This window comes from Aeromonas sp. R6-1 (assembly GCF_040908165.1).
Lineage (GTDB): Bacteria > Pseudomonadota > Gammaproteobacteria > Enterobacterales > Aeromonadaceae > Aeromonas > Aeromonas caviae.
The window spans coordinates 37,675-60,112 of the sequence record NZ_JBFODF010000053.1; the positions used below are offsets into that span (position 1 = coordinate 37,675).

Genomic DNA, 22,438 nt, shown 5'->3' on the forward strand with positions numbered 1-22,438 from the left:
GCCAGAGGCGGTGATGCAGGGTATGAAGGTGACGGCAACATGGCAGCCATTGCGGGGTCGGTGTATAGTAGCGCCCCTTTTTGATGGCCGTATTGAGTGGGGCCCCGTCGCAGACCGGGCCCGCGATGAGGAAGTGAGCGAGATGAATCAATATCTGCTGGTTGCCGGTCTGCTGGGAGAGCTGACTGCCGAGTTGCAACGTCTGGAACGCTGGCAAGCCGACCATCCGGGGAGCGAGGCGCTGGCAAGCGAGCTGCCGTTCTGTGTCGATACCCTGAGTTTCGATCAGTGGCTGCAGTTCGTGCTGATCCCGCGCATGGAGCAGCTGGTGCTGCTGCAGGCGCCGCTGCCGACCAGCGTCTCCCTCTATCCCATGGCGAGTGAGGTCTATAAAGAGGAGCTGGCGGAGGTCGAGGCCCTGCTTCGTCTGATCGCCCGTTTCGATCTGCTGCTCTCCGGCAAAGTGGTCGAACAATGATGGACGAGCAGACCCGGACAGCGGATGCCTTGCAGCCGACTCTGCTCTATCAGGATGACTGGCTGGTGGCGGTGAACAAACCGTCCGGTCTCCTGGTGCACCGCAGTTGGCTCGACAAGGCCGAGACCCGTTTCGCCATGCAGATGACCCGGGATCTGATCGGGGGTCGTCATGTCTACCCCGTGCACCGACTGGACAGGCCCACTTCGGGTGTGCTGCTGTTTGCTCTCGATCCTGCCGTGGCCCGCACCCTGACCGAGGCCTTTGCTGCCCGTCAGGTCCACAAGGAGTACCTGGCACTGGTGCGGGGATGGGCCCCCGAAGAGGGGCTCATCGACTATCCGCTCAAGGAGCAGCTGGACAAGATTGCCGATGCCTTCAGCGACCCGGATCGCCCCGCCCAGGAGGCTGTGACCGCGTTTCGTCGTCTGCATCAGGTCGAGCTGCCCTTCGCCGTCTCCAAGAAGCATCCCACCAGTCGCTACAGCCTGGTCCGCCTCTTTCCCAAGACGGGGCGCAAGCACCAGCTGCGCCGCCATCTGGATCACCTGTTCCACCCCATCGTTGGTGATACCACCCACGGGGATGGCCGGCACAACCGCTTCTTTCGCGAGCACTACGGGTGCGACCGCCTGCTGTTGATCGCGCACCGTCTGAGCTTCGAGCATCCGGTGCTCAAGGTGCCGATGCGGATCCAGGCGCCCCTGGGCCCCGAGGTGCTGGGTCTGTTCGCCCGTCTGGGCTGGCCTGCCAGCGAGCAAGACTACGGCGCCTGAGCCTCTTTCCATCTGTTACCTCTGACCGGGCTGTGGCATGCTGTAGCCCAGGTACGTCAGAGGAATGACTTATGGCTCAACGAGATATCGCCTGCGCAATCGCGTGCCCCCCGCCTGTTCAGGGGGGCTCTTCCTACCCATCCCGGTCTTGCCGGGTCCAATATCTGTCCCTGAGGAGTCGCTGATGGCCGAGATCGATATCCTGGTCGGCACCGTCTACGGTTCTGCCATGCTGGTGGCCGAGACCCTCTGTGACCACCTGCAAGCCAATGGCCATGTTTGCCAGATCTTCGATGACGCGGCGCTGACCGACATCGATGCCTCCCGCTTTCTGCTCATCGTGACCGCCACCACGGGGCAGGGGGATATACCGCCCAATTTGCAGCCCTTTGCCAGTGCCCTGGCCGATCGTGCTCCTTATATGAAGGGATGGCGCTATGCCCTCATCGCCATGGGAGACAGCAGCTATGAACACTTCTGCGGAGCGGGGCGAACGCTGGATGCTCTGTTGCAGGAGCTGGCTGCCGAGCCACTGGTTGTGCGCCTGGAAATCGATGCGACGGTAGAAGATGAGCCTGAAGTGGCAGCGCTTGCCTGGTTGAAAACCTGGGAAAATAGACTGTAGCCAGACCCTTCTCTCCGAGAATAAATTCACCTCCGTGAGTGTGCTGACGGGGGTGTTTTATTTTTGGGGCGTCACGCCTCAGCCTCCAAATATATCCTCTCTTTCGTCCGGTTATTTTTCTCGCCAATGATGATAACCGGTTGGCCATATTCATCATCACCCACGACAAATTGAAAAATTAAAAGTTCCGCATTGAAAGCGATTTCAGTCATGTTTTTGCTACTGCGACACGGATTTATCACTTAACTCTCGTCGCGAATTAATATTTGAAAGCGCTTTCTTTGGTGTTTGTTTTCTTGTTTTTGCTCGCCACTGGAGACTTTGGCCAACAAGCTTAAGTTTAATGAGCTGTTGTTGCTGTGGTTGTTAGCGGCGTGCGATTTGTCATCGTTTTGTGAATCAGCTCATGTTTGCAGGGAATTTGGGTACATATAATCGACCTCGGTTATCACCAAAACGTTTTTCCGGTGATAAGAACTTGAATATCAGGATCACACTCCTCTCAGCGGGAATAAGGAAAATGAAAATGAAAGCAAAGTGGCTCCCGATCGCTGCAGCAGTAACCGCAGCCCTGGCTTCCCAAGCCGCCTTCGCCGTTGATTTCCACGGCTACTTCCGTTCAGGTGTCGGTGTTTCCGGTGACGGGGACATGGTCAAATACAACGTCAACAAGGTTGGTCGTCTGGGTAACGAAAATGATACCTACGGCGAAGTCCAGCTGGGTCAGGAAGTCTTCAACAAAGATGGCAAGACTTTCTACGTAGACTCCATGTTCGCCATGGCGTCCAACGGCTCCAACGACTGGGAAGGTACTGGCACCGTCTGTAACTTCGATGCCAAGCAGTGCAACGGCGACTCCGACTTCGCCCTGCGTCAGTTCAACGTGCAAGCCAAGGGGCTGCTGGGCTTCGCGCCGGAAGCCACTCTGTGGGCCGGTAAGCGTTACTACCAACGTCACGACATCCACATCTCTGACTTCTACTACTGGAACATCTCCGGTGCCGGTGCCGGTATCGAAGGCATCCAGGCTGGTCCTGGCAAGCTCTCCCTGGCCTGGGTCCGCAACGACCGCAGCGCGGGTGATGTCTTCGGTCAGTACACCCAGACCGGTGTAGATGGCAACGGTGATCCGGTTTACCAGAAGAACGAAGATCTGAACGTCAACACCCTGGACGTGCGTTATGCCGGCATCCCGCTGTGGCAGGACGGCTCTCTGGAAGTGGGCGCCATGTATGCCCTGGTCAATGAGACCGACGCCCAGAAAGATCTGAAGAACGACAACATGAAGAACGGCGTCATGCTGACCGCCGAACTGACCCAAGGCATCTTCGGTGGCTTCAACAAGACCGTACTGCAGTACGGTACCGAAGGCTACTCCAAGACCATGGCCTACTACGGTGATGGCTCCTGGTACGGTGCCGAAGCCAAAGCCGGTGCCGATGGCTACCGTATCATCAACTGGGGCGTCATCCCGATGGGCAACTCCTGGGAGATGGGTCACCAGCTGGTATACGGGGTAGGCAACGAGATGTGGGATACCAACGACAAGACCGAAACCATGTCTGTCGTAGTTCGCCCGATGTACAAGTGGGATGACTTCAACAAGACCATCTTCGAAGGCGGTTACTTCAAGGACAAGACCAGCTATAACAATGGCGCTGCCGATGACAAGGATGCTGGCTACAAGCTGACCCTGGCTCAGGCCTGGTCTGCCGGCTCCAGCTTCTGGGCCCGTCCGGAAATCCGTGTATTCGCTTCCTATCTGGCGAATGATGAAGACAAGGAAGTGTTTGAAGGCAACACCTCCAAAGACACCTATCAGGTTGGCGTACAAGCAGAAGCCTGGTGGTAAGCAATATCTTCAGTTAAGTTAGTCACTGCCCCCTTATGGGGGCAGTTTTGTTTCGCATGATGTGGCAACCGGGTTATGGAGATAAGAAGAATGAAACTGGTAAAGATGTCTATCGCGGCCATGGTTACCGCGCTGCTGGCCGGTTGTTCCGGTAGCATGGTGGTGCCCGTGCAGGAGCACGCCTCCATTCTGAGTAATGCCGATCAGGCCAAGCAGGCGCTCTCCCAGGCAACCAGTTGTTGCACAGGGTTCAACGAATTCAATTATGTCTCCCTGCCGGAAGGCGAGACGCTGCTGGCCATCGACGGCAAGCAGCCCAGTTATCAGTTTGACGAGGGCATGAGCTATTTTGCCGCTTATCGTCTGCCGGCCAATACCGGCAATCTGGCCATCACCCTGGCCTCCCAGGTCAGCAAGACGGTCCTGGTTCCCAAGGTGATCATGCTGGATGCCCAGTTCAAGGTGACTCGCGTGCTGGGTGAGTCGGTCTTTGCCTATCAACCAGCCCACCTGCTCGACAACGACAGGATTGAGGGGCGTGTGTTTGTGGACCGCAGCATGCCGGGCAATCCCGCCACTGAAACCTATATGGTGGTCTATGCGCCGGCCAACGAGACGGCGGGCAGCACCACCATCTTGCACCCCGCCAAGGCCTTTGCCCGTGCCAACGGCACGGTCGAGCCGGATATCAAGGACCCCGTGATCCCCCATTCGCCCTGGGGTCTGGTACAGATCAAGGTCACGGACATGGCCAAGGGACAAGGCCTGGAAGCCGTGTTCAAGCCTGAATACGCCGACAAGGTGGCGATGAGCCAGGCCAAGCCTGCTACCACTGCGGTGGCTGCGACGGCTACCACGGCAGCCGTTGCCGCAGCGCCGAGCAAACCGGCTCCCGCCATGCTGAGCGAGACCGAGAGCTTCTACAACGCCCAGATCGAGAAAGCAGTGAAGGCCGGTGACATCGACAAGGCGATGCAACTCGTGATTGAAGCCGAGCGTGCCGGTTCAACCAAGGCGAAATCGGTCTTTATTGATGCAGTGAAACGTTCACAGAAGAACTAAATATCTCGGTTTATTAAAATCGATATTTATTGGAGGCCTCCCTTGTTGGAGGCCTTTTTAATCGGTAGACTGGATAATATAAATCCGCAATAAGTTACATTCAGTTACAGTGAGTATCGTTGGGTATTATTTGGTTTCTTTGTGATTTATTTTGAAGTGGTTTATTTCTTTTTGCGGCGAAGCTATAACAATACGAAATAATATTCAAGATAGTCCCCTCTCTGCTTATTTATTATCTTGTGATCTCTCCTCCAAATTTATTATTCCCTTGTTTCCGACAGAGGCATTTCCACCCCCGCTGGGTTATATTCTGCTGGTCAAAATAAGCAACCCGGAAAACGCATTTGGCGCAGTGACGGATGAAGCACATCGTCATCAATAAACTGCCCTGAGTCGTTGTCGGAAAAAAATCCATTCAGGAGCGCACACATGTTAAAAAATGCTTTCTCTAATCTGCAAAAGGTCGGTAAGGCGCTGATGCTGCCCGTATCGGTCTTGCCCGTTGCAGGTATTCTGCTGGGGGTGGGGGCTGCCCACTTCAGCTGGTTGCCGGAAATCGTCTCCCAACTGATGGAGCAGGCCGGTGGTTCCGTATTCGGCCAGATGGCTCTGCTGTTCGCCGTGGGCGTCGCCCTTGGCTTCACCAATAACGACGGTGTGTCCGGCCTGTCCGCCATCGTCGGCTACGGCATCATGACCGCTACCCTGACCGTGATGGCGCCTGTGATGGGTGTCGAGAAGATCGATACCGGTGTGCTGGGTGGTATCCTCGCCGGTGGCGTGGCTGCCTGGGCGTTCAACCGCTTCTACAAGATCCAGCTGCCAGAGTACCTTGGCTTCTTCGCTGGCAAGCGTGCCGTGCCCATCATCACCGGTTTTGTTTCCATCGGTCTGGGTGTCGTGCTCTCCTTCATCTGGCCGCCGATTGGTGGTGCCATCGGTGCCTTCTCCGACTGGGCTGCCAACCAGAACCCGGTCCTGGCCTTCGGTATCTACGGCGTGGTTGAGCGCTCCCTGATCCCGTTCGGTCTGCACCACATCTGGAACGTGCCGTTCTTCTATCAGGCTGGTACTTGCGTCAACGCCGCCGGTGAAACCGTACACGGCATCATGACCTGTTTCCTGACTGCTGATGACGCTTCCCGTGCTGCCGGCAACGGCTTCGGTCAGCTGGCGGGTGGCTACCTGTTCAAGATGTTCGGTCTGCCTGCTGCTGCATTCGCCATTGCGCACTCCGCCAAGCCGGAAAACCGCGCCAAGATCGTAGGTATCATGGCTTCTGCTGCCCTGACCTCCTTCCTGACCGGTATCACTGAGCCTATCGAATTCTCCTTCCTGTTCGTGGCCCCGGTTCTGTACGCCATCCACGCCCTGCTGGCCGGTCTGGCATACGTGCTGACCAACATGCTGGGTGTCGTTCACGGTCACACCTTCTCCAACGGCTTCATCGACTTCGTGGTGCAATCTCCGCGTGCCGACAACATGCTGCTGCTGGTGGGTCTGGGTCTGGTCTACGCGGTCATCTACTACGTGGTCTTCACCGTGGTCATCCGTGCCATGAACCTGAAAACCCCGGGTCGTGAAGACGAAGCTGCCCAAGAGTCCTCTGCCGGTCAAAGCAAGGACGAGATGTCTGCTGCACTGGTCTCCGCCTTCGGTGGCAAAGAGAACATCGCCTCTCTGGACGCCTGCATCACCCGTCTGCGTGTCGGTGTGAAGGATGTGGCCAAGGTTGACCAGGCTGGTCTGAAGAAGCTGGGGGCCGCCGGTGTGGTGGTGGCGGGTTCCGGTGTACAAGCCATCTTCGGCACCAAGTCCGACAACCTGAAAACTGAAATGGACATCTGGATGAAGAGCAACTGATTGTCGCTCCAATATCCGAGTTCCGAAAAGGGAGGCGCAAGCCTCCCTTTTTGCTGGGTTGCGTTTGGTGGCGGGACATGTGCGGGGGCTTTCCTGACGGCGCCAGCATGGTGTGACCCAATGAAAAAGGCGCCCCTGGGCGCCTTTGCTGCATCAGACCGGCTTAAAGCTTTTCGAGATCCCGTTCTATCTCGCTGATCTTGTTCTGCACCACTTTTTCCAGATGACGCAAGTCGCGCAGTATTTTCTGCTTGATGTCCGGATCGGCGGAAGGCTGGCCGCCCTGGGTCAGATTGTCCAGCTCATCCACCACGTATTTGAGGTTGGCGTTGATCTCGGTGACATCTTTGTACTCATGGGTCCCCGAGTCGACCAGCATGGTCTTGCGCTGGCGGGGGTATTTGAATTTGACGCTCTTGGCGAAGAATTCACCCTTCTGCTTCTTGAAATAGATCTTGAGGATGTCGTGGTTGGCTTCCTGGCGCAGGGTGTAGCTGTCCACCGAGGTGGGTTCCTGGATCCCCAGGCTCTTGAGATTCTCGTACATCGGGCTTCCTTGGTTTGAAACGATCCTGACCCCTCTATCTTACCCGAGTCCGGATGCCTTGCCTGTGACAGGCGCGCCAAATTCAAATTGGTGTCAAAAAGGTCTTCTTTAATCAATGAGCAAAGGGGGAGGGGTGAACGCCTTGTCAGCACGGCCATAAGCGGTATCACCTCGTGGGGATGTGCAGCGATGGTGGGGCAGGGGGGAGTTGGCGCCCACCCATGAGAGCGGGCATGAAAAAGGGCACCAGAGGTGCCCTTGATGACATCGGCGTGGATTACTCGTCGATGGAGCGCAGCAGGGCGTTGATGCCGACCTTGGCGCGGGTCTTGGCATCCACCTTCTTGACGATGACGGCGGCGTAGAGGCTGTACTTGCCGCACTTGGAGGGCAGGGAGCCGGAGACGACCACCGAGCCGGCCGGGACGCGGCCGTAGTGGATCTCGCCGGTTTCACGGTCATAGATGCGGGTGGATTGGCCGATGAAGACCCCCATGGAGATGACGGAGCCCTCTTCCACGATCACCCCTTCCACCACCTCGGAACGGGCACCGATGAAGCAGTTGTCTTCGATGATGGTCGGGTTGGCCTGCAGTGGCTCCAGTACGCCGCCGATGCCGACGCCGCCGGAGAGGTGCACGTTCTTGCCGATCTGGGCGCAGGAGCCCACGGTGGCCCAGGTGTCGACCATGGTGCCTTCATCGACGAAGGCGCCGATGTTGACGTAGGAGGGCATCAGCACTGTGTTCGGGGCGATGAAGGAGCCTTTGCGCGCGGTCGCGGGCGGCACGACGCGTACACCGGCAGCCTTGAACTGCTCTTCGGTGTAGTTGGAGAACTTCAGGGGAACCTTGTCGTAGTACTGGGCATCGTCGCCCTTGATGATGCCGTTGTCGTTGATGCGGAAGGAGAGCAGCACGGCCTTCTTCAGCCACTGGTGGACGACCCACTCGCCGGCAATCTTCTCGGCAACCCGGGCTTTGCCGGAGTCCAGCAGGTCGATGGCTTCCAGAATGGCGGCCTTGGTGGCGGCATCGACGGAGCCGGGGGTGATGGAGTCGCGGCGCTCGAAGGCCGCTTCGATGGTCTGTTGCAACTGGGTCATGACAGGTTTCCTTTATAAAATTCTGTTTGTTGTATCACACTTTTCCAATCGTTTTTAAGGGCTCTCGCCGATTTCTTCAGAATCAGGGCGATTTATTGTACTTGAGTGGTCCAACCATTTGTTCTGATTGAGGAATCAATACGTCAAAAAGCCTCTTTCGAGGCTTCATCCGAGTGTGTCAGGCACTCTCGCCAAGCGGTTCCTGGGGGTTGAGCTGATTGACCAGCCTCTCCTCGAGGGCTTGCTGCTCCTCCGGGTTCAGCGGCTCTCCGGCCAGGGTGGTGAGGCTGAAGAAGTCCTCCACCCGCTCACCGATGGTGGTGATCTTGGCGGCATGGAGGGAGAGGCCGCACTGCTGGAACACGGCACCGATACGGGCCAGCAGGCCTGGAGTGTCCAGGGCTGTCAGCTCCAGCAGGGTGTGGCGGTTTTCCCCCTTGTGAGGCAGGAAGACCACCCTGGTCGGCACGCTGAACTGGCGGTGGCGTCTGGACAGGGGTTTGCTGCGCAGCACCAGCTTGCCCGGCTCCTGAAGGGCTTTCTCCAGCGCCTTCTTGATGGTGGCGGTACGATTGGGGCTGATGGGCTCGCCGTTTGGCTCCAGCACGATGAAGGTATCGAGCACATAGTCGTTGCGCGAATTCATGATCTGGGCGTCGTGGATGCTGAGGTTCTTCTGATCCAGTGCCGAGGCCACGGTGGCAAAGAGGTTGGGGGTATCGCGACAATAGATGAACACCTCGCTACCGCCCCGTATGGGATGCTTGCCGATGAGCACCAGGGGGGCCGGGTTGTCACCGTGGGCGATGATCTTGCGGCAGTGCCAGGCGATCTGCTCCGGGCTGTGGCGCAGGAAGTAATCGGCCTTGAAGTCGTTCCAGAGGGCGGTGACCGCCTCCTGTGGCACCTCGCGCTGGGTCAGGATCTGCCTGGCCTGGCGCTGATTTTCACGGATCTTGAGGCGCATGTCCGGCGGGTTTTCCAACCCCTGGCGCAGGGCCTTCTGGGTGGCGAAGTAGAGTTCGCGCAGCAGGGTGCCCTTCCAGTCGTTCCACAGACTGTCGTTGGTGGCACAGATGTCGGCCACGGTCAGGCAATAGAGCAGGTCGAGGTGCAATTCATCCCGCACCTTCTGGGCGAAGTCGGTGACCACATCCGGGTCGTAGATGTCGCGGCGCTGGGCGGTGACCGACATCAGCAGATGGTGGCGCACCAGCCAGGCGACCAGTCGGCTCTCATAGCGATCCAGCCCGTGCAACTGGCAGAACTCCAGCGCATCCACGGCCCCGAGTTCGGAATGATCGCCGCGCCTGCCCTTGGCGATGTCGTGGAAGAGGGCGGCGATGCTGAGCAGCTCGGGCTTGCGCAACTGGGTGAACACCTCGTGGCAGAGCGGGTGAGTCTGGCGGCTGGCCGGATTCGGGAAGCGATGGATGTTCTGCAGCAGCCGATGGGTGTGCTCGTCCACCGTGTAGGCGTGGAACATGTCGAACTGCATCTGACCGACGATGAGGTTCCACTGGGGCAGGTAGGCCGCGAGGATCCCGTACTTGTGCATCAAAGTAAGGGGCTGGCCGATGCCGTTGGGGTGGCGCAGGAGCGCCATGAAGAGACGGCGGCACTCGGGTAGATCTTGCAGCCAGCAGTTGAGGGTGCGTCTGGCCTCGCGCAACTGGCGCAAGGTGGCGGAGTGGATGCCGGCAATCTCCGGGTGCTGGGCTATCTGGTAGAAGAGTCGCAGGATGGCGGCAGGATCCCGGCCGAACAGCTCGGAGTCCACCGCATCGATGAGGCGGCCGCGCAGCTGGAATTCGTCGCTGATGCGGCGCACGTCCATGGCGGTGTTGCCGAGAATGGCCTCGTCAAAGAGTTGCAGCAGCATCTCGTTGAGCTCGGCCACCCGCCGCACCGTCTGGTAGAAACGCTTCATCATCTGCTCGACCGGGCCGTTACCTTCCCCCTCGAACCCCAGCATCTGGGCCACGGTGCGCTGGCGGTCGAACAAGAGACGGTTATCCCCCTTGTTGATGGCCATGTGCAGGGCGAAGCGCACCTTCCACAGGAAGTTCTGACAGTCGAGCAGCTCCCGGTACTCGGCCCGGTTGAGAAAACCGTGGCTGGTCATCTCGAACAGTGTGGTGGCGCCGAAGTGGCGGCGGGCGACCCAGGCCAGGGTCTGGATGTCGCGAAGGCCCCCGGGATTGTTCTTGAGATCCGGCTCCAGCTTGTAGGCGGTGCCGAGAAACTGCTGGTGGCGCAGGGCCTGCTCTTCGCGTTTGGCACGAAAGAAGGCTTCGCTCGGCCAGAAGTGCTGGGGCTGGGTGGCCGCCTGCAACTGCTCGAATCCCGCCAGGCGACCCGTGATGTAACGGGCCTCGATGAGGTTGGTGGCAACCGTGATGTCGTTGCGGCCCTGCTCGATGCACTCGGCCACGTTGCGCACCGACTGCCCCACTTCCAGCTTGAGATCCCACAAGAGGGTGATGAACTCGCCGATGCGAAGCCCCAGCACCTCGTCCAGTTCATCTCCTTCGTAGAGGATCAGCAGGTCGATATCGGAGTGGGGATGGAGTTCGCCGCGGCCATAGCCGCCTACCGCGATCAGGGTGAGCTCGGTCCTGTCGAAGCCGAACTTGTGCCAGAGCCTGGTCAGCAGCGCGTCCATGTATTCGGAGCGGGTGGCGACCAGTTCGATGATGTTGTCACCGGCGTCGAAGCGCTCGTGCAGCCAGGCGAGAAAGCGGCTCAGGTACTCCTTGCAGTTGTCACGGGTGAGCTGATCGTCTGGGAGCAGATGGGGAGAAAGCAGGCTGGCATCCATGGCATGTCACACTCTCGGTCGGGCCGGGTAAAGAGCAACCCCGGCGCGCGGCCGGGGTTGAATGTCAAACGTGGCGGATAAAACGCTCGATAGTGTCGTCGGGACGCAGGGTCAGGACCTCGCAGCCATCCTCGGTCACCAGCAGGGTGTGCTCCCACTGGGCGGAGTCGCCGCCGTCCTTGGTGGTCACGGTCCAGCCATCCTTCGGATTGACCTTGCAGTGGTACTTCTTGCTGTTGACCATGGGCTCGATGGTGAAGCACATGCCCGCTTTCAGCTCCAGCTTGCCGCCGTTGCGGTAGTGGAGGATCTGCGGCTCTTCGTGGAACTCGGCACCGATGCCATGGCCGCAGTAGTCGCGTACCACGGAGAAGCCTGCCTGCTCGACGATGGGCTGGATGACGGCGCCGATCTCGGTGATGCACATGCCCGGGCGCACCCGCTTGATGGCGGCATAGAGGCTATCCTGGGCCACCTTGCAGAGCTGGCGACGCAGGGGGGTGGTCTGGCCCACGATGAACATGGCGGAGGTATCGCCGTGATAACCATCCTTGATGACGGTGATATCCAGATTGATGATGTCCCCTTCCCGCAGTTTCTTGTGGTTCGGGATGCCATGGCAGATGACATCGTTCACTGAAGTACAGATGGACTTGGGGAAGCCGTGGTAATTGAGCGGCGCGGGGATGGCCTGTTGCACGTCGACGATGTAGTCGTGGCAGAGGGTATTCAGTTCGTCTGTGGTGACGCCCGCCTTGACGTGGGGGGCGATCATGACCAGCACGTCGGCGGCCAGCTGGCCGGCGACACGCATTTTCTCAATCTCTTCCGGTGTCTTGATTTTAATGGACATGGGATCTCTCTTGGGGCCTGATTGCGCATCCTGCCGATGCCCAACAACCAGGTAATGAAAAATAGATGCGTTTGCAATCAGGGCGAAATTTTATCCCCAACCCCCGTTTACTTCCAGTGTGATCGTCATCGCAACGTCATCAGGCGGTCGCACCATGGTCCGGGATCCATTTTTAGCACCCGGGCTGGTGGTGTCATGACCAAAGTTATGGTATAAAGCGCGCCGGAATGGGGAACTCGTGTCCTCATGCCATCACCCTTACTCAACAACACACACACATCGACACATATGCCGGGGTGCCTTAACGGGTCGGTTATATGGGATGTGTGGAGGCCTAACCCCAATACAGAGGTATAAAATGGCTAAAGTTTCTATGCGCGACATGCTGCAAGCCGGCGTTCACTTCGGTCACCAGACTCGTTACTGGAACCCGAAAATGAAGTCCTACATCTTCGGCGCCCGCAGCAAAGTTCACATCATCAACCTGGAAAAAACCGTTCCGATGTTTGACGATGCCATGAACTTCATCAGCTCCGTAGCTGCCAAGAAAGGCAAGGTACTGTTCGTAGGTACCAAGCGTGCCGCGTCTGAAGCCGTCAAAGAAGCCGCTGAGCGTTGCGACCAGTTCTATGTTAACCACCGCTGGCTGGGCGGCATGCTGACCAACTGGAAAACCGTTCGTCAGTCCATCAAGCGCCTGAAAGATCTGGAAACCCAGAGCGAAGACGGTACCTTCGACAAGCTGACCAAGAAAGAGGCGCTGATGCGTACTCGCGAAATGGAAAAGCTGGAGAAGAGCCTGGGTGGTATCAAGAACATGGGCGGCCTGCCTGACGTTCTGTTCGTTGTCGATGCCGACCACGAGCACATCGCTATCAAAGAAGCCAACAACCTGGGTATCCCGGTAGTTTCCATCGTTGATACCAACTCCAACCCGGACGGCGTTGACTATGTCATCCCGGGTAACGACGACGCTATCCGTGCCGTACAGCTGTACCTGAACGCTGCTGCTGACACCGTTCTGGAAGCCCGCGAGCAGGACATCGTTGTTCAAGCCGAACAAGATGGCTTCGTTGAAGCTGAGTAATTGATAAGGACTGAAAAGCCCTTATTAACCAAGCTGATGTAATTGGTTAGCAGGGGCCCTTGTGGCCCCTGTTTCTTGTCAATTCAAGACCGAGGATACTGGACATGGCAAACATTTCTGCCGCCCTGGTAAAAGAACTGCGCGAGCGCACCGCCGCTGGCATGATGGATTGCAAAAAAGCGCTGGAAGAAGCCAACGGTGATATCGAGCTGGCTATCGAGAACATGCGTAAATCCGGTCAGGCCAAGGCCGCCAAGAAAGCTGGCCGTATCGCCGCTGAAGGTGTGATCTTCGCCCGTACCGAAGGCAACGTTGCCGTCATGATCGAGCTGAACTGCGAGACTGACTTCGTTTCCAAGGATGCCGGTTTCCTGGCCATGGGTCAGAAGATCGTCGAGATCGCTGCTACCCAGAAAATCGCTGACGTTGACGCGCTGAAAGCCGCCGATTTCGGCAACGGCGAGTCCGTCGAGCTGACCATCACCAACCTGATCGCCAAGATCGGTGAGAACATGAACCTGCGTCGCGTGATGCTGGTTGAAGGTGACAACCTGGGCACCTACGTTCACGGCTCCCGCATCGGTGTTATCACCAAGCTGGTTGGCGGTACCGACGAGCTGGCCAAAGATCTGGCCATGCACGTTGCTGCCAACAGCCCGCAATTCGTCAAACCGGAAGACGTGTCTGCCGAAGTCGTTGCCAAAGAGCGCGAAATCCAGATCGACATCGCCATCAACTCCGGCAAGCCGAAAGAGATCGCCGAGAAGATGGTTGAAGGCCGCATGAAGAAGTTCACCGGTGAGGTTTCCCTGACTGGTCAACCGTTCGTGAAAGATCCTTCCATGACCGTTGCCGAGCTGCTGAAGAAAGAAGGCGCGGACGTTGTTTCCTTCACCCGTTTCGAAGTGGGCGAAGGCATCGAGAAGCAAGAGACCGACTTCGCTGCTGAAGTAGCAGCCCAGATCGCGGCCGCTCAGAAGGCCTAATCGAACCGGTTTTTCCGTTTCCCCAGACCGCGACTTATGTCGCGGTCTTTATATGACCAGGAATCAGTGACATGAGTACCAATCCCAAGCCTGCATACAGACGTGTTCTTCTGAAGTTGAGTGGTGAAGCCCTGCAAGGATCCGAGGGTTTCGGCATTGATCCGGCGGTGCTGGAACGGATGGCCCAAGAGATCAAAGAGCTGGTTGAGCTGGGTGTTCAGGTCGGTCTGGTCATCGGTGGCGGCAACCTGTTCCGTGGTGCCGGCCTTGCCAAGGCAGGCATGAATCGCGTGGTGGGTGACCACATGGGCATGCTGGCGACCGTCATGAACGGCCTGGCCATGCGTGATGCCCTGCATCGTGCTTATGTGAATGCCCGCCTGATGTCGGCCATCTCCCTGCAAGGGGTCTGCGACTCCTACAGCTGGGCCGAAGCCATCAGCCAGCTGCGCGCCGGCAAGGTGGTGATCTTCTCTGCCGGTACCGGCAACCCCTTCTTTACCACCGACTCGGCAGCCTGCCTGCGCGGTATCGAGATCGAAGCCGACGTCGTGCTGAAAGCCACCAAGGTCGATGGCGTGTTCACCGATGACCCGGTCAAGAACCCGGATGCCGTGCTCTATCAGGAACTGAGTTATGATGAAGTTCTTGAAAAAGAACTCAAAGTGATGGATCTTGCTGCTTTTACCCTGGCCCGCGACCACGATCTGCCGATCCGGGTGTTCAACATGAACAAACCGGGCGCGCTGCGCCGCGTGATCATGGGTGAGCCGGAAGGTACCCTGATCCACCAGGCCAGCAAGTAAGGCAAGTGTGAGCCCCAGGCTCGCTTGTCCATTACGCCAGTCAACAAGATAGATACGAGCCGCCTGTCGGCTCGTTCGCCAAAAGGAAAACCACTGTGATCAACGAGATTAAAAACGACGCCAAGGACCGCATGGGCAAAAGCGTAGAGTCGCTGAAGACCCAGATGTCCAAGATCCGTACCGGCCGTGCTCACCCGAGCCTGCTCGACGGCATCCAGGTGGAGTATTACGGTGCTGCCACTCCTCTGAAGCAGTTGGCCAACGTGGTGGCAGAAGATGCCCGTACTCTCTCCATCTCCATCTTCGATCGCTCCATGATCCAGGCGGTGGAAAAAGCCATCCTGACCTCCGATCTGGGCCTGAACCCGTCCAGCAACGGCCAGACTCTGCGCGTGCCGCTGCCGCCGCTGACCGAAGAGCGTCGCCGTGATCTGACCAAGATCGTCCGTGCCGAAGCCGAAGGTGCCCGGGTTGCCATTCGCAACATCCGTCGCGATGCCAACGCCGATCTGAAAGCCCTGCTGAAAGAGAAAGAGATCTCCGAAGACGACGACCGTCGCGCCCAGGAAGAGATCCAGAAGCTGACCGATACCTTCATCAAGCTGGTGGATGACGCCCTGGTTGTGAAGGAAAAGGAGCTAATGGAAATCTAAGCCTCCGACAGGTATATTACGAGCGCCGTGTAGTGCCCCTGCACGGCGCTTTTGTCTTTGTGGGAGAAATGAATGTCGCTTTTGGCAGCGCTAGGCGATAGCGCCAGCTCGTCCTTGCCCCGTCACGTCGCCATCATCATGGATGGCAATGGTCGCTGGGCCCAGAACCGCGGCAAGATGCGGGTTTCCGGGCACAAGGCGGGCGTGAAATCCGTGCGTGAGGCCGTGGCCTTTGCCGCTCGTGCCAAGATGGAGGCGCTGACCCTGTTTGCGTTTTCCAGCGAGAACTGGCGCCGTCCGGAAGGGGAAGTAAACGCCCTGATGGAGTTGTTCATGACGGTGCTGGGTCGCGAGGTGAGCAAGTTGCACAGCAACGGCATTCGCCTTCGGGTGATTGGCGACACTGCCCGCTTCAGCGAGCGGCTGCAGGCCAAGATCGCCAAGGCCGAGGCCCTGACCGCCAACAATCAGGGATTGACCCTCAATATCGCCGCCAACTATGGCGGTCAGTGGGACATCGCCCAGGCGGCCCGGACCCTGGCACGGGCCGTGGCGGCGGGTGAACTGGATGCCGAGGCGGTCGATGAGGCGGCATTGGGTCGTCATGTCTGCATGGCTGATCTGCCCCCCGTGGATCTGTTGATCCGCACCGGCGGGGATCATCGCATCAGCAACTTTGTCCTTTGGCAGCTCGCCTATGCCGAACTCTATTTTACCCCGGTCCTGTGGCCCGATTTTGACGAGGCCGAGTTCAGTGGGGCAGTTGCCTCCTTCGTTGCTCGCGAGCGTCGCTTCGGGTGTACGGGTGAACAGATCCGGGAATTGATCGCCGCGCAACAGACCGGCTAAACCCCGCTCCCAAGAGAGAGGTTTCTTTTGCTAAAACAACGAATTATTACCGCATTACTGTTAGTACCCCTGGTGTTGGGGGCACTGTTTTTTCTGCCGTTGAAATTCTTTGCCCTGCTCGCCGCCCTGGTCTTTCTGCTGGCCAGCCGTGAGTGGAGTGCCTTCGTCACTGCCCAGCCGCAACAGTGGTTGCCGCTGGTTTTCTGTCTGCTGCTGGGGGCCAGCCTGTTCTGGGTGCCCGTGGAGCAACTCTGGATCCCCCAACTGCATCCGCTGGTGATGGGCGTGCTCTGGACCGCCGTCAGCTGGTGGCTGCTGGGGCTGCTGCTGGTGCTGCGCTACCCGCAAAGCGCCAGGCTGTGGCGTGAATCCATCTGGCTCAAATCCCTGTTCGGTCTGGTGACCCTGGTTCCCTTCTTCTGGTCCCTGGTGGCCATTCGCGGCTACAACTTCTACCACGACCCCATGATGGGGGCCTGGATCCTGCTGTTCGTGATGGGGCTGGTCTGGGCGGCAGATTCTGGCGCGTATTTTTTCGGCAAGGCGTTCGGCAAACACAAGCTGGCACCGGCCGTGAGCCCGGGTAAAACCATCGAAGGCATGCTGGGTGGGCTGTTTACCGCCAGCCTGCTGGCCATCGGCGTGACCTGGTTCATGGGCTTCGTGCCTGCCAAGATGGGCACCGTGCTGCTCTGTTCCCTGCTGGCGGTGCTGGCCTCCGTGCTCGGCGATCTGGCCGAGAGCATGTTCAAGCGGGAAGCCGGCATCAAGGATTCCGGCACCCTGTTGCCGGGCCATGGGGGCATTCTCGATCGCATCGACAGCCTGACGGCGGCGCTGCCCGTCTTCCTGCTCAGCTACCTGTTGCTCGGTCCGGAGTTTTGATGTTTCGCGCACTGATGATCCCGGGAGCGTCCCGCTCCATCAGTCTGTTACCCAATCAGGAGTCTTGATGCAAAACCTGGTGATCCTGGGAGCGTCAGGCTCCATCGGTCAGAGCACCCTCAAGGTACTGCGCCACAACCCCGGGCGCTGGCAGGTGCTGGCGCTGACCGCTGCCCGCAGCGTGGACGCCATGCTGCGCGACTGTCTCGAATTCTCCCCCCGGTTCGCTGTCATGGTGGACGAAGGCGCCGCCAGTGATCTGGCGGGTCGGCTCAAGGCTCACGGCAGCACCACCCGGGTGTTGTCCGGTCAGGCAGCCCTGTGCGACGTGGCTGCTCACCCCGATGCCCACAGCGTGATGGCGGCCATTGTCGGTGCGGCGGGTCTGGCACCCACCATGGCTGCCGTGCGCGCCGGCAAGCGCATTCTGCTGGCCAACAAGGAGGCGCTGGTGATGTCCGGCGCCTTCTTCATGGAGGCGGTGCGCGAGCACGGCGCCGAGCTGCTCCCCATCGACAGCGAACACAACGCCATCTTCCAGTGCCTGCCGGTCGACGTGCAGCGCCAGCCCGGTTTCTGCGATCTGGCCGGGGCGGGGATCAGCAAGATCCTGCTGACCGGCTCCGGCGGACCTTTCCGCTATGCCGATGTGGGTAAACTGCACCATGTCACCCCGGCGCAAGCCATTGCCCATCCCAACTGGTCCATGGGGGCCAAGATCTCGGTGGACTCCGCCACCATGATGAACAAGGGGCTGGAGTACATCGAGGCGCGCTGGCTGTTCAATGCGGCCCCCGAGCAGATCCAGGTGGTGATCCACCCCCAGTCCGTCATTCACTCCATGGTGCAGTACAAGGATGGCTCCGTACTGGCCCAGCTCGGCAACCCGGACATGTGCACCCCCATTGCCCACGCTCTGGCTTATCCGGAACGGATCGAGTCCGGTGTGGAACCTTTGGATTTCTTCAGTGTCGGAGAGTTCAGCTTTATCCGGCCCGACTATGAGCGCTATCCCTGTCTGGCACTGGCCATGAGCGCGTGCCAGCAAGGGCAGGGGGCGACCACCTCCCTCAATGCCGCCAACGAGGAGGCCGTCGCGGCTTTTCTTGCAGAGCGGATCGGATTTATGGATATTGCCAGAGTCAACGAATCCGTCATGGCCGAGCTGGGCAGCAGTGCTGCCGGCTCTCTGGCGGATCTCATCGCCCTGGACGGTACGGCCCGAGCCCGTGCCCAGCAACTGATAAAGGAGCTTGCCGTATGAACGGACTGTGGTGGCAGCCAGCCCCTCTCCATGCTCTCGAGCGCAGGACTGGACATGACCGCGAGGTACGCGGCTGATGGGCGGGCTTCTGTGGAATATCGGCGCCTTCATCGTGGCCCTCGGGCTGCTGGTGGCGGTGCATGAATTTGGCCACTTCTGGGTGGCTCGTCGTTGCGGCGTCAAGGTGGAGCGCTTCTCCATCGGCTTTGGCAAGGCCATCTGGCGTCGCCTTGGCAAGGATGGCACCGAATACGTGCTGGCCCTGATCCCCCTTGGCGGTTACGTCAAGATGCTGGATGGCCGGGTCGACGAACTCAAGCCGGGGGAGGAGGCGCAGGCCTTCAACCACAAGAGCGTCTGGGCCCGGATGGCCATCGTCGCGGCCGGCCCCATGGCGAACTTCGTGTTCGCCCTGTTCGCCTTCTGGCTGATGTTCATGATAGGGGTGCCGAGCGTCAAACCCGTGGTGGGCGAGGTGCGTCCCGCCTCCATCGTGGCAGAGGCCGGCATCCTGCCAGGCATGGAGATCGTCGGCGTCGGCGGCGAGGAGACCGGTGACTGGGAGAGCGTCACCTACGCCCTCATCAGCCACCTTGGCGATGACTCGGTCCAGCTCAAGCTCAAGGCGGCCAACACCAGCTATGCAGTGGACAAGACCCTGCAGCTGGCAGGCTGGAAATTCGACCCCGACAAGGAGTCTCCCATTGGCAGCCTCGGGATAGTGCCCCTCGGTGGCAAGGTGCTGCCCGTGGTGGAGGCCGTGGTGCCGTCGAGCGCCAGCGAGAAGGCCGGCCTTCAGATAGGGGATCGCATCAAGGGGGTCGATGGAGAAGCCATCACCGAATGGGCCCAGTTTGTCGAGCGTGTCCAGCAGTCACCGGCGCAGCCGCTGCAGGTGACGGTGGAGCGCGGGGGCAGCGAGATGACCCTGACCCTGACCCCGGACGGGAAGAAAGTGAAGGGCCAACTGGTCGGTTTTGTGGGCTTGTCGCCGCAACTGGTTCCATTACCGGATGAGTATCGAACTCTGTTACAGTATGGGCCTTTGCAAGCCCTGTGGCATGGGGTCCAGAAGACCTGGAGCCTGATCACCCTGACCTTCGACATGATAGGCAAGCTGATCGGTGGCATCGTCTCTTTGGACAACCTGAGCGGCCCCATCTCCATCGCCAAGGGGGCCGGCAGCAGCGCCGATTACGGGTTGGTCTATTTCCTCGGATTCCTGGCGCTCATCAGCGTCAACCTGGGGATCATCAACCTGTTCCCCCTGCCGGTGCTTGATGGTGGCCATCTGGTCTATTTCCTCATCGAGGCGATCACCGGCAAGCCGGTATCGGAAAAAATTCAGGAAGTTGGGTTCAGGATAGGCGCCGCCATTCTGATGTTACTGATGGGCATTGCGCTGTTTAATGATTTCGCTCGCCTCTGAGGCCAGAGCATCAACAAGGACACATAAGAACAAAATGGCTGTTAAAAAAGCATTGGTGTTGAGTTGCCTGCTGGGGGCCAGCTTCCTGGCTCAGGCTGCCCCGGCCTCTTTTGTGGTGCAAGACATTCAGGTCGAGGGCCTGCAGCGGGTGACCCTGGGTGCCGCCCTGTTGAATCTGCCGGTGCGGGTCGGTGATTCCGTCGACTCCGTGTCCCTGGCGAACGCCATCAAGAAGCTCTATGCCTCCGGCAACTTCGAGGACGTCAAGGTCTATCGCGACGGTCAGGTGCTGCAAGTGGTGGTCAAGGAGCGCCCGACCATCTCCAGCATCGAGTTCTCCGGCAACAAGGACATCAAGGAAGAGCAACTGACCCAGAGCCTGGAATCCTCCGGGATCCGCGTGGGTGATCCGCTGGATCGCACCGTGCTGAGCTCCCTCGAGAAAGGGCTGGAAGATTTCTACTACGGCGTGGGCAAGTACTCCGCCAAGGTCAAGGCCATCGTCACCCCGCTGCCGCGCAACCGGGTCGACCTCAAGTTCACCTTCGTGGAAGGGGAAGCGGCCAAGATCCAGCAGATCAACATCGTTGGCAACAACGTCTTCCCGGAAGAGAAGCTGCTGGCCCAGCTCTCCCTCAAGGACGACGTGCCCTGGTGGAACTTCACCGGCGATCAGCGCTACCAGAAGCAGAAGCTGGCCGGTGACATCGAAGTGCTGCGCTCCTACTACATGGACCGCGGCTACATCCGCTTCACCCAGGAGTCCACCCAGGTCTCCATGACCCCGGACAAGAAGGGGGTCTATGTCACCCTCAACGTCAAGGAAGGGGAGCAGTACAAGGTTTCCGGCATCCAGCTCAAGGGCGACCTCATCGACCGCGGCGGCGAAATGAAGGGCCTCATCCCCATCGAGGCGGGCAGCGTCTACTCCGCCAGCCAGGTAACCCATACCGAAGAGGTGCTCTCCAAGTTCCTCGGCCGTTACGGCTACGCCTATCCGAAAGTGGTCACCTTCCCCCAGATCAACGACCAGACCAAGGAAGTGGAGCTCATCGTCAACGTGGAGCCGGGTCCCCGGGTCTATGTGCGCAACATCAACTTCAGCGGCAACGTCACCACCAAGGACGAAGTGCTGCGTCGCGAGATGCGCCAGATGGAGGGCACCTGGCTCTCCTCCGACAACGTCGAGCAGTCCAAGACCCGTCTCAACCGCCTAGGCTTCTTCGAGACCGCGGAAGTGGACACCAAGCGGGTGCCGGGCAGCGATGACCAGGTCGATCTGGACTTCAAGGTCAAGGAACAGCCGGCGGGGTCCATCAACGCCGGTATCGGCTATGGCACCGAGTCGGGTCTGAGCCTGCAGGCGGGTCTGCAGCAGGACAACTTCATGGGGACCGGCAAGAAGATCGGCATCAACGCCAGCACCAACGACTACTCCAAGAGCGTCGACCTGAGCTATAACGACCCCTACTTCACCGTGGACGGGGTGAGCCTGGGCGGCCGTCTCTACTACAACAAGTTCAGTGCGGCCGACGCCAACATCGTGGACTACGAGAACACCACCGTCGGTTTCCGTCTCTCCAGCGGCTTCCCGGTCAACGAGAACAACCGTCTCGACTTCAGCCTGGGCTACGAGAACAACAAGCTCTCCCAGCCCAACCCCTATGTACAGGTGGACGAGTTCTGGAAGGTCTACAACGGCAATCTGGATGGCGACAACCGCATGGTGTTCAACACCGTGGACGTCACCGCCGGCTGGACCCGCTCCACCCTCAACAAGGGTCAGTTCCCGACCTCCGGTGACCGCCAGCGGGTGAACGCCAAGGTGACGGTGCCCGGCATGGATCTGCAGTACTTCAAGCTCAACGCCGAAGATGCTCACTACTTCCCGTTTGATGCCGACCACAAGTGGGTCATGCTGGCCAAGGCCCGCGCCTCCTACGGCGACGGCTACGGCAGCAATGGCGACTACGAGCACGTCCTGCCGTTCTTCGAGAACTACTACGCCGGTGGCTTCGACACCCTGCGTGGCTTCAAGAGCAACACCGTGGGTCCGAAGGCGCTCTACTACTACAACCTGGGCGGCAACGACGTGATCCAGGGCACCGACAGCTCGGTCGGGGGCAACGCCCTGGCGGTGGCCTCGGTGGAAATGATCGTGCCGACGCCCTTTGCCTCCGAGACCTATCAGCCCCAGCTGCGGACCAGCTTCTTCATCGACGCCGGTTCCGTGTGGGATACCCACTTCGACTACAGCCAGTATCAGAACCGTTGCTTCAGTGGTTGCAACTATCTGATGGACTACTCCGACCCGAGCAACATCCGGATGTCGACCGGTCTGTCGCTGCAGTGGCTCTCTCCCATGGGCCCGCTGGTGTTCGTGCTGGCAAGACCAATCAAGAAATACGAAGGGGACGACACCGAAGTCTTCTCCTTCAACATCGGCCGTACCTTCTAAGGGGAGCGGACGCCCCCCCGCCATGGCGGGGGGAAGCAT

Annotated in this window: 20 protein-coding genes; 15 read left to right on the plus strand and 5 right to left on the minus strand. The window is 59.2% G+C overall.

Annotated features, from left to right (window positions below):
- Positions 1 to 142 precede the first annotated feature (142 nt).
- From AB5Y68_RS17155 to AB5Y68_RS17165, 3 genes are all read left to right on the plus strand, one after another.
- Complete coding sequence (locus AB5Y68_RS17155; RefSeq protein WP_010673392.1) at positions 143 to 478, plus strand: YqcC family protein; 336 nt, start codon at positions 143 to 145, stop codon at positions 476 to 478.
- Positions 475 to 1,254: a tRNA pseudouridine(65) synthase TruC gene (truC, locus tag AB5Y68_RS17160; protein WP_010673393.1), complete on the plus strand. Its 780-nt coding sequence runs from the start codon at positions 475 to 477 to the stop codon at positions 1,252 to 1,254. The genes AB5Y68_RS17155 and truC overlap by 4 nt, the downstream gene beginning before the upstream one ends.
- 184 nt (positions 1,255 to 1,438) lie before the next feature.
- Positions 1,439 to 1,879, plus strand: a complete 441-nt coding sequence (locus AB5Y68_RS17165; RefSeq protein WP_039039423.1) for a flavodoxin — start codon at positions 1,439 to 1,441, stop codon at positions 1,877 to 1,879.
- 71 nt (positions 1,880 to 1,950) lie between these two features.
- On the opposite strand, the gene AB5Y68_RS17170 is transcribed toward AB5Y68_RS17165, so the two are convergent.
- On the minus strand, positions 1,951 to 2,091 hold the full coding sequence (locus AB5Y68_RS17170) for a hypothetical protein (RefSeq protein ID WP_154109896.1): 141 nt from the start codon (positions 2,089 to 2,091) through the stop codon (positions 1,951 to 1,953).
- A gap of 314 nt (positions 2,092 to 2,405) precedes the next feature.
- Here AB5Y68_RS17170 and AB5Y68_RS17175 point away from each other — a divergent pair, with 314 nt between their 5' ends.
- The 3 genes from AB5Y68_RS17175 to ptsG all read left to right on the plus strand — a co-directional run bounded on the left by AB5Y68_RS17175 (position 2,406) and on the right by ptsG (position 6,656).
- Positions 2,406 to 3,731, plus strand: a complete 1,326-nt coding sequence (locus AB5Y68_RS17175; RefSeq protein WP_039039424.1) for a maltoporin — start codon at positions 2,406 to 2,408, stop codon at positions 3,729 to 3,731.
- Between the two features lie 90 nt (positions 3,732 to 3,821).
- Positions 3,822 to 4,793, plus strand: a complete 972-nt coding sequence (locus AB5Y68_RS17180) for a MalM family protein (protein WP_368207398.1) — start codon at positions 3,822 to 3,824, stop codon at positions 4,791 to 4,793.
- 429 nt (positions 4,794 to 5,222) lie between these two features.
- Positions 5,223 to 6,656 (plus strand): PTS glucose transporter subunit IIBC, encoded by a 1,434-nt coding sequence (ptsG, locus tag AB5Y68_RS17185; protein WP_010673398.1) that lies wholly within the window; start codon positions 5,223 to 5,225, stop codon positions 6,654 to 6,656.
- Positions 6,657 to 6,819: 163 nt separating this feature from the next.
- On the opposite strand, the gene AB5Y68_RS17190 is transcribed toward ptsG, so the two are convergent.
- From AB5Y68_RS17190 to map, 4 genes are all read right to left on the minus strand, one after another.
- Complete coding sequence (locus AB5Y68_RS17190) at positions 6,820 to 7,203, minus strand: DUF3461 family protein (protein WP_039039426.1); 384 nt, start codon at positions 7,201 to 7,203, stop codon at positions 6,820 to 6,822.
- 277 nt (positions 7,204 to 7,480) lie between these two features.
- Positions 7,481 to 8,308, minus strand: a complete 828-nt coding sequence (gene dapD, locus AB5Y68_RS17195) for a 2,3,4,5-tetrahydropyridine-2,6-dicarboxylate N-succinyltransferase (RefSeq protein ID WP_010673400.1) — start codon at positions 8,306 to 8,308, stop codon at positions 7,481 to 7,483.
- A gap of 178 nt (positions 8,309 to 8,486) precedes the next feature.
- A complete protein-coding gene (gene glnD / locus AB5Y68_RS17200) occupies positions 8,487 to 11,129 on the minus strand; it encodes a bifunctional uridylyltransferase/uridylyl-removing protein GlnD (protein ID WP_010673401.1) in 2,643 nt (880 codons plus the stop codon).
- A gap of 64 nt (positions 11,130 to 11,193) precedes the next feature.
- On the minus strand, positions 11,194 to 11,982 hold the full coding sequence (gene map / locus AB5Y68_RS17205) for a type I methionyl aminopeptidase (protein ID WP_010673402.1): 789 nt from the start codon (positions 11,980 to 11,982) through the stop codon (positions 11,194 to 11,196).
- 358 nt (positions 11,983 to 12,340) lie between these two features.
- On the opposite strand from map, the gene rpsB reads away from it, so the two are divergent.
- The 9 genes from rpsB to bamA all read left to right on the plus strand — a co-directional run bounded on the left by rpsB (position 12,341) and on the right by bamA (position 22,399).
- A complete protein-coding gene (gene rpsB / locus AB5Y68_RS17210) occupies positions 12,341 to 13,069 on the plus strand; it encodes a 30S ribosomal protein S2 (protein WP_010673403.1) in 729 nt (242 codons plus the stop codon).
- A 104-nt stretch (positions 13,070 to 13,173) separates the two neighbouring features.
- Positions 13,174 to 14,055: a translation elongation factor Ts gene (tsf, locus tag AB5Y68_RS17215; RefSeq protein ID WP_010673404.1), complete on the plus strand. Its 882-nt coding sequence runs from the start codon at positions 13,174 to 13,176 to the stop codon at positions 14,053 to 14,055.
- A 71-nt stretch (positions 14,056 to 14,126) separates the two neighbouring features.
- Entirely contained in the window at positions 14,127 to 14,861 is a 735-nt protein-coding gene (gene pyrH / locus AB5Y68_RS17220; RefSeq protein ID WP_010673405.1) for a UMP kinase, read from the plus strand.
- Positions 14,862 to 14,956: 95 nt separating this feature from the next.
- On the plus strand, positions 14,957 to 15,514 hold the full coding sequence (gene frr, locus AB5Y68_RS17225) for a ribosome recycling factor (protein WP_010673406.1): 558 nt from the start codon (positions 14,957 to 14,959) through the stop codon (positions 15,512 to 15,514).
- A 72-nt stretch (positions 15,515 to 15,586) separates the two neighbouring features.
- Entirely contained in the window at positions 15,587 to 16,363 is a 777-nt protein-coding gene (uppS, locus tag AB5Y68_RS17230) for a polyprenyl diphosphate synthase (protein ID WP_039039427.1), read from the plus strand.
- Between the two features lie 27 nt (positions 16,364 to 16,390).
- Entirely contained in the window at positions 16,391 to 17,248 is an 858-nt protein-coding gene (locus tag AB5Y68_RS17235; protein ID WP_039039428.1) for a phosphatidate cytidylyltransferase, read from the plus strand.
- Positions 17,249 to 17,315: 67 nt separating this feature from the next.
- A complete protein-coding gene (ispC, locus tag AB5Y68_RS17240; protein ID WP_039039429.1) occupies positions 17,316 to 18,512 on the plus strand; it encodes a 1-deoxy-D-xylulose-5-phosphate reductoisomerase in 1,197 nt (398 codons plus the stop codon).
- Positions 18,513 to 18,588: 76 nt separating this feature from the next.
- Entirely contained in the window at positions 18,589 to 19,941 is a 1,353-nt protein-coding gene (gene rseP / locus AB5Y68_RS17245) for a sigma E protease regulator RseP (RefSeq protein ID WP_039039430.1), read from the plus strand.
- A gap of 34 nt (positions 19,942 to 19,975) precedes the next feature.
- Positions 19,976 to 22,399: an outer membrane protein assembly factor BamA gene (gene bamA / locus AB5Y68_RS17250; protein ID WP_039039431.1), complete on the plus strand. Its 2,424-nt coding sequence runs from the start codon at positions 19,976 to 19,978 to the stop codon at positions 22,397 to 22,399.
- Positions 22,400 to 22,438: the final 39 nt, after the last annotated feature.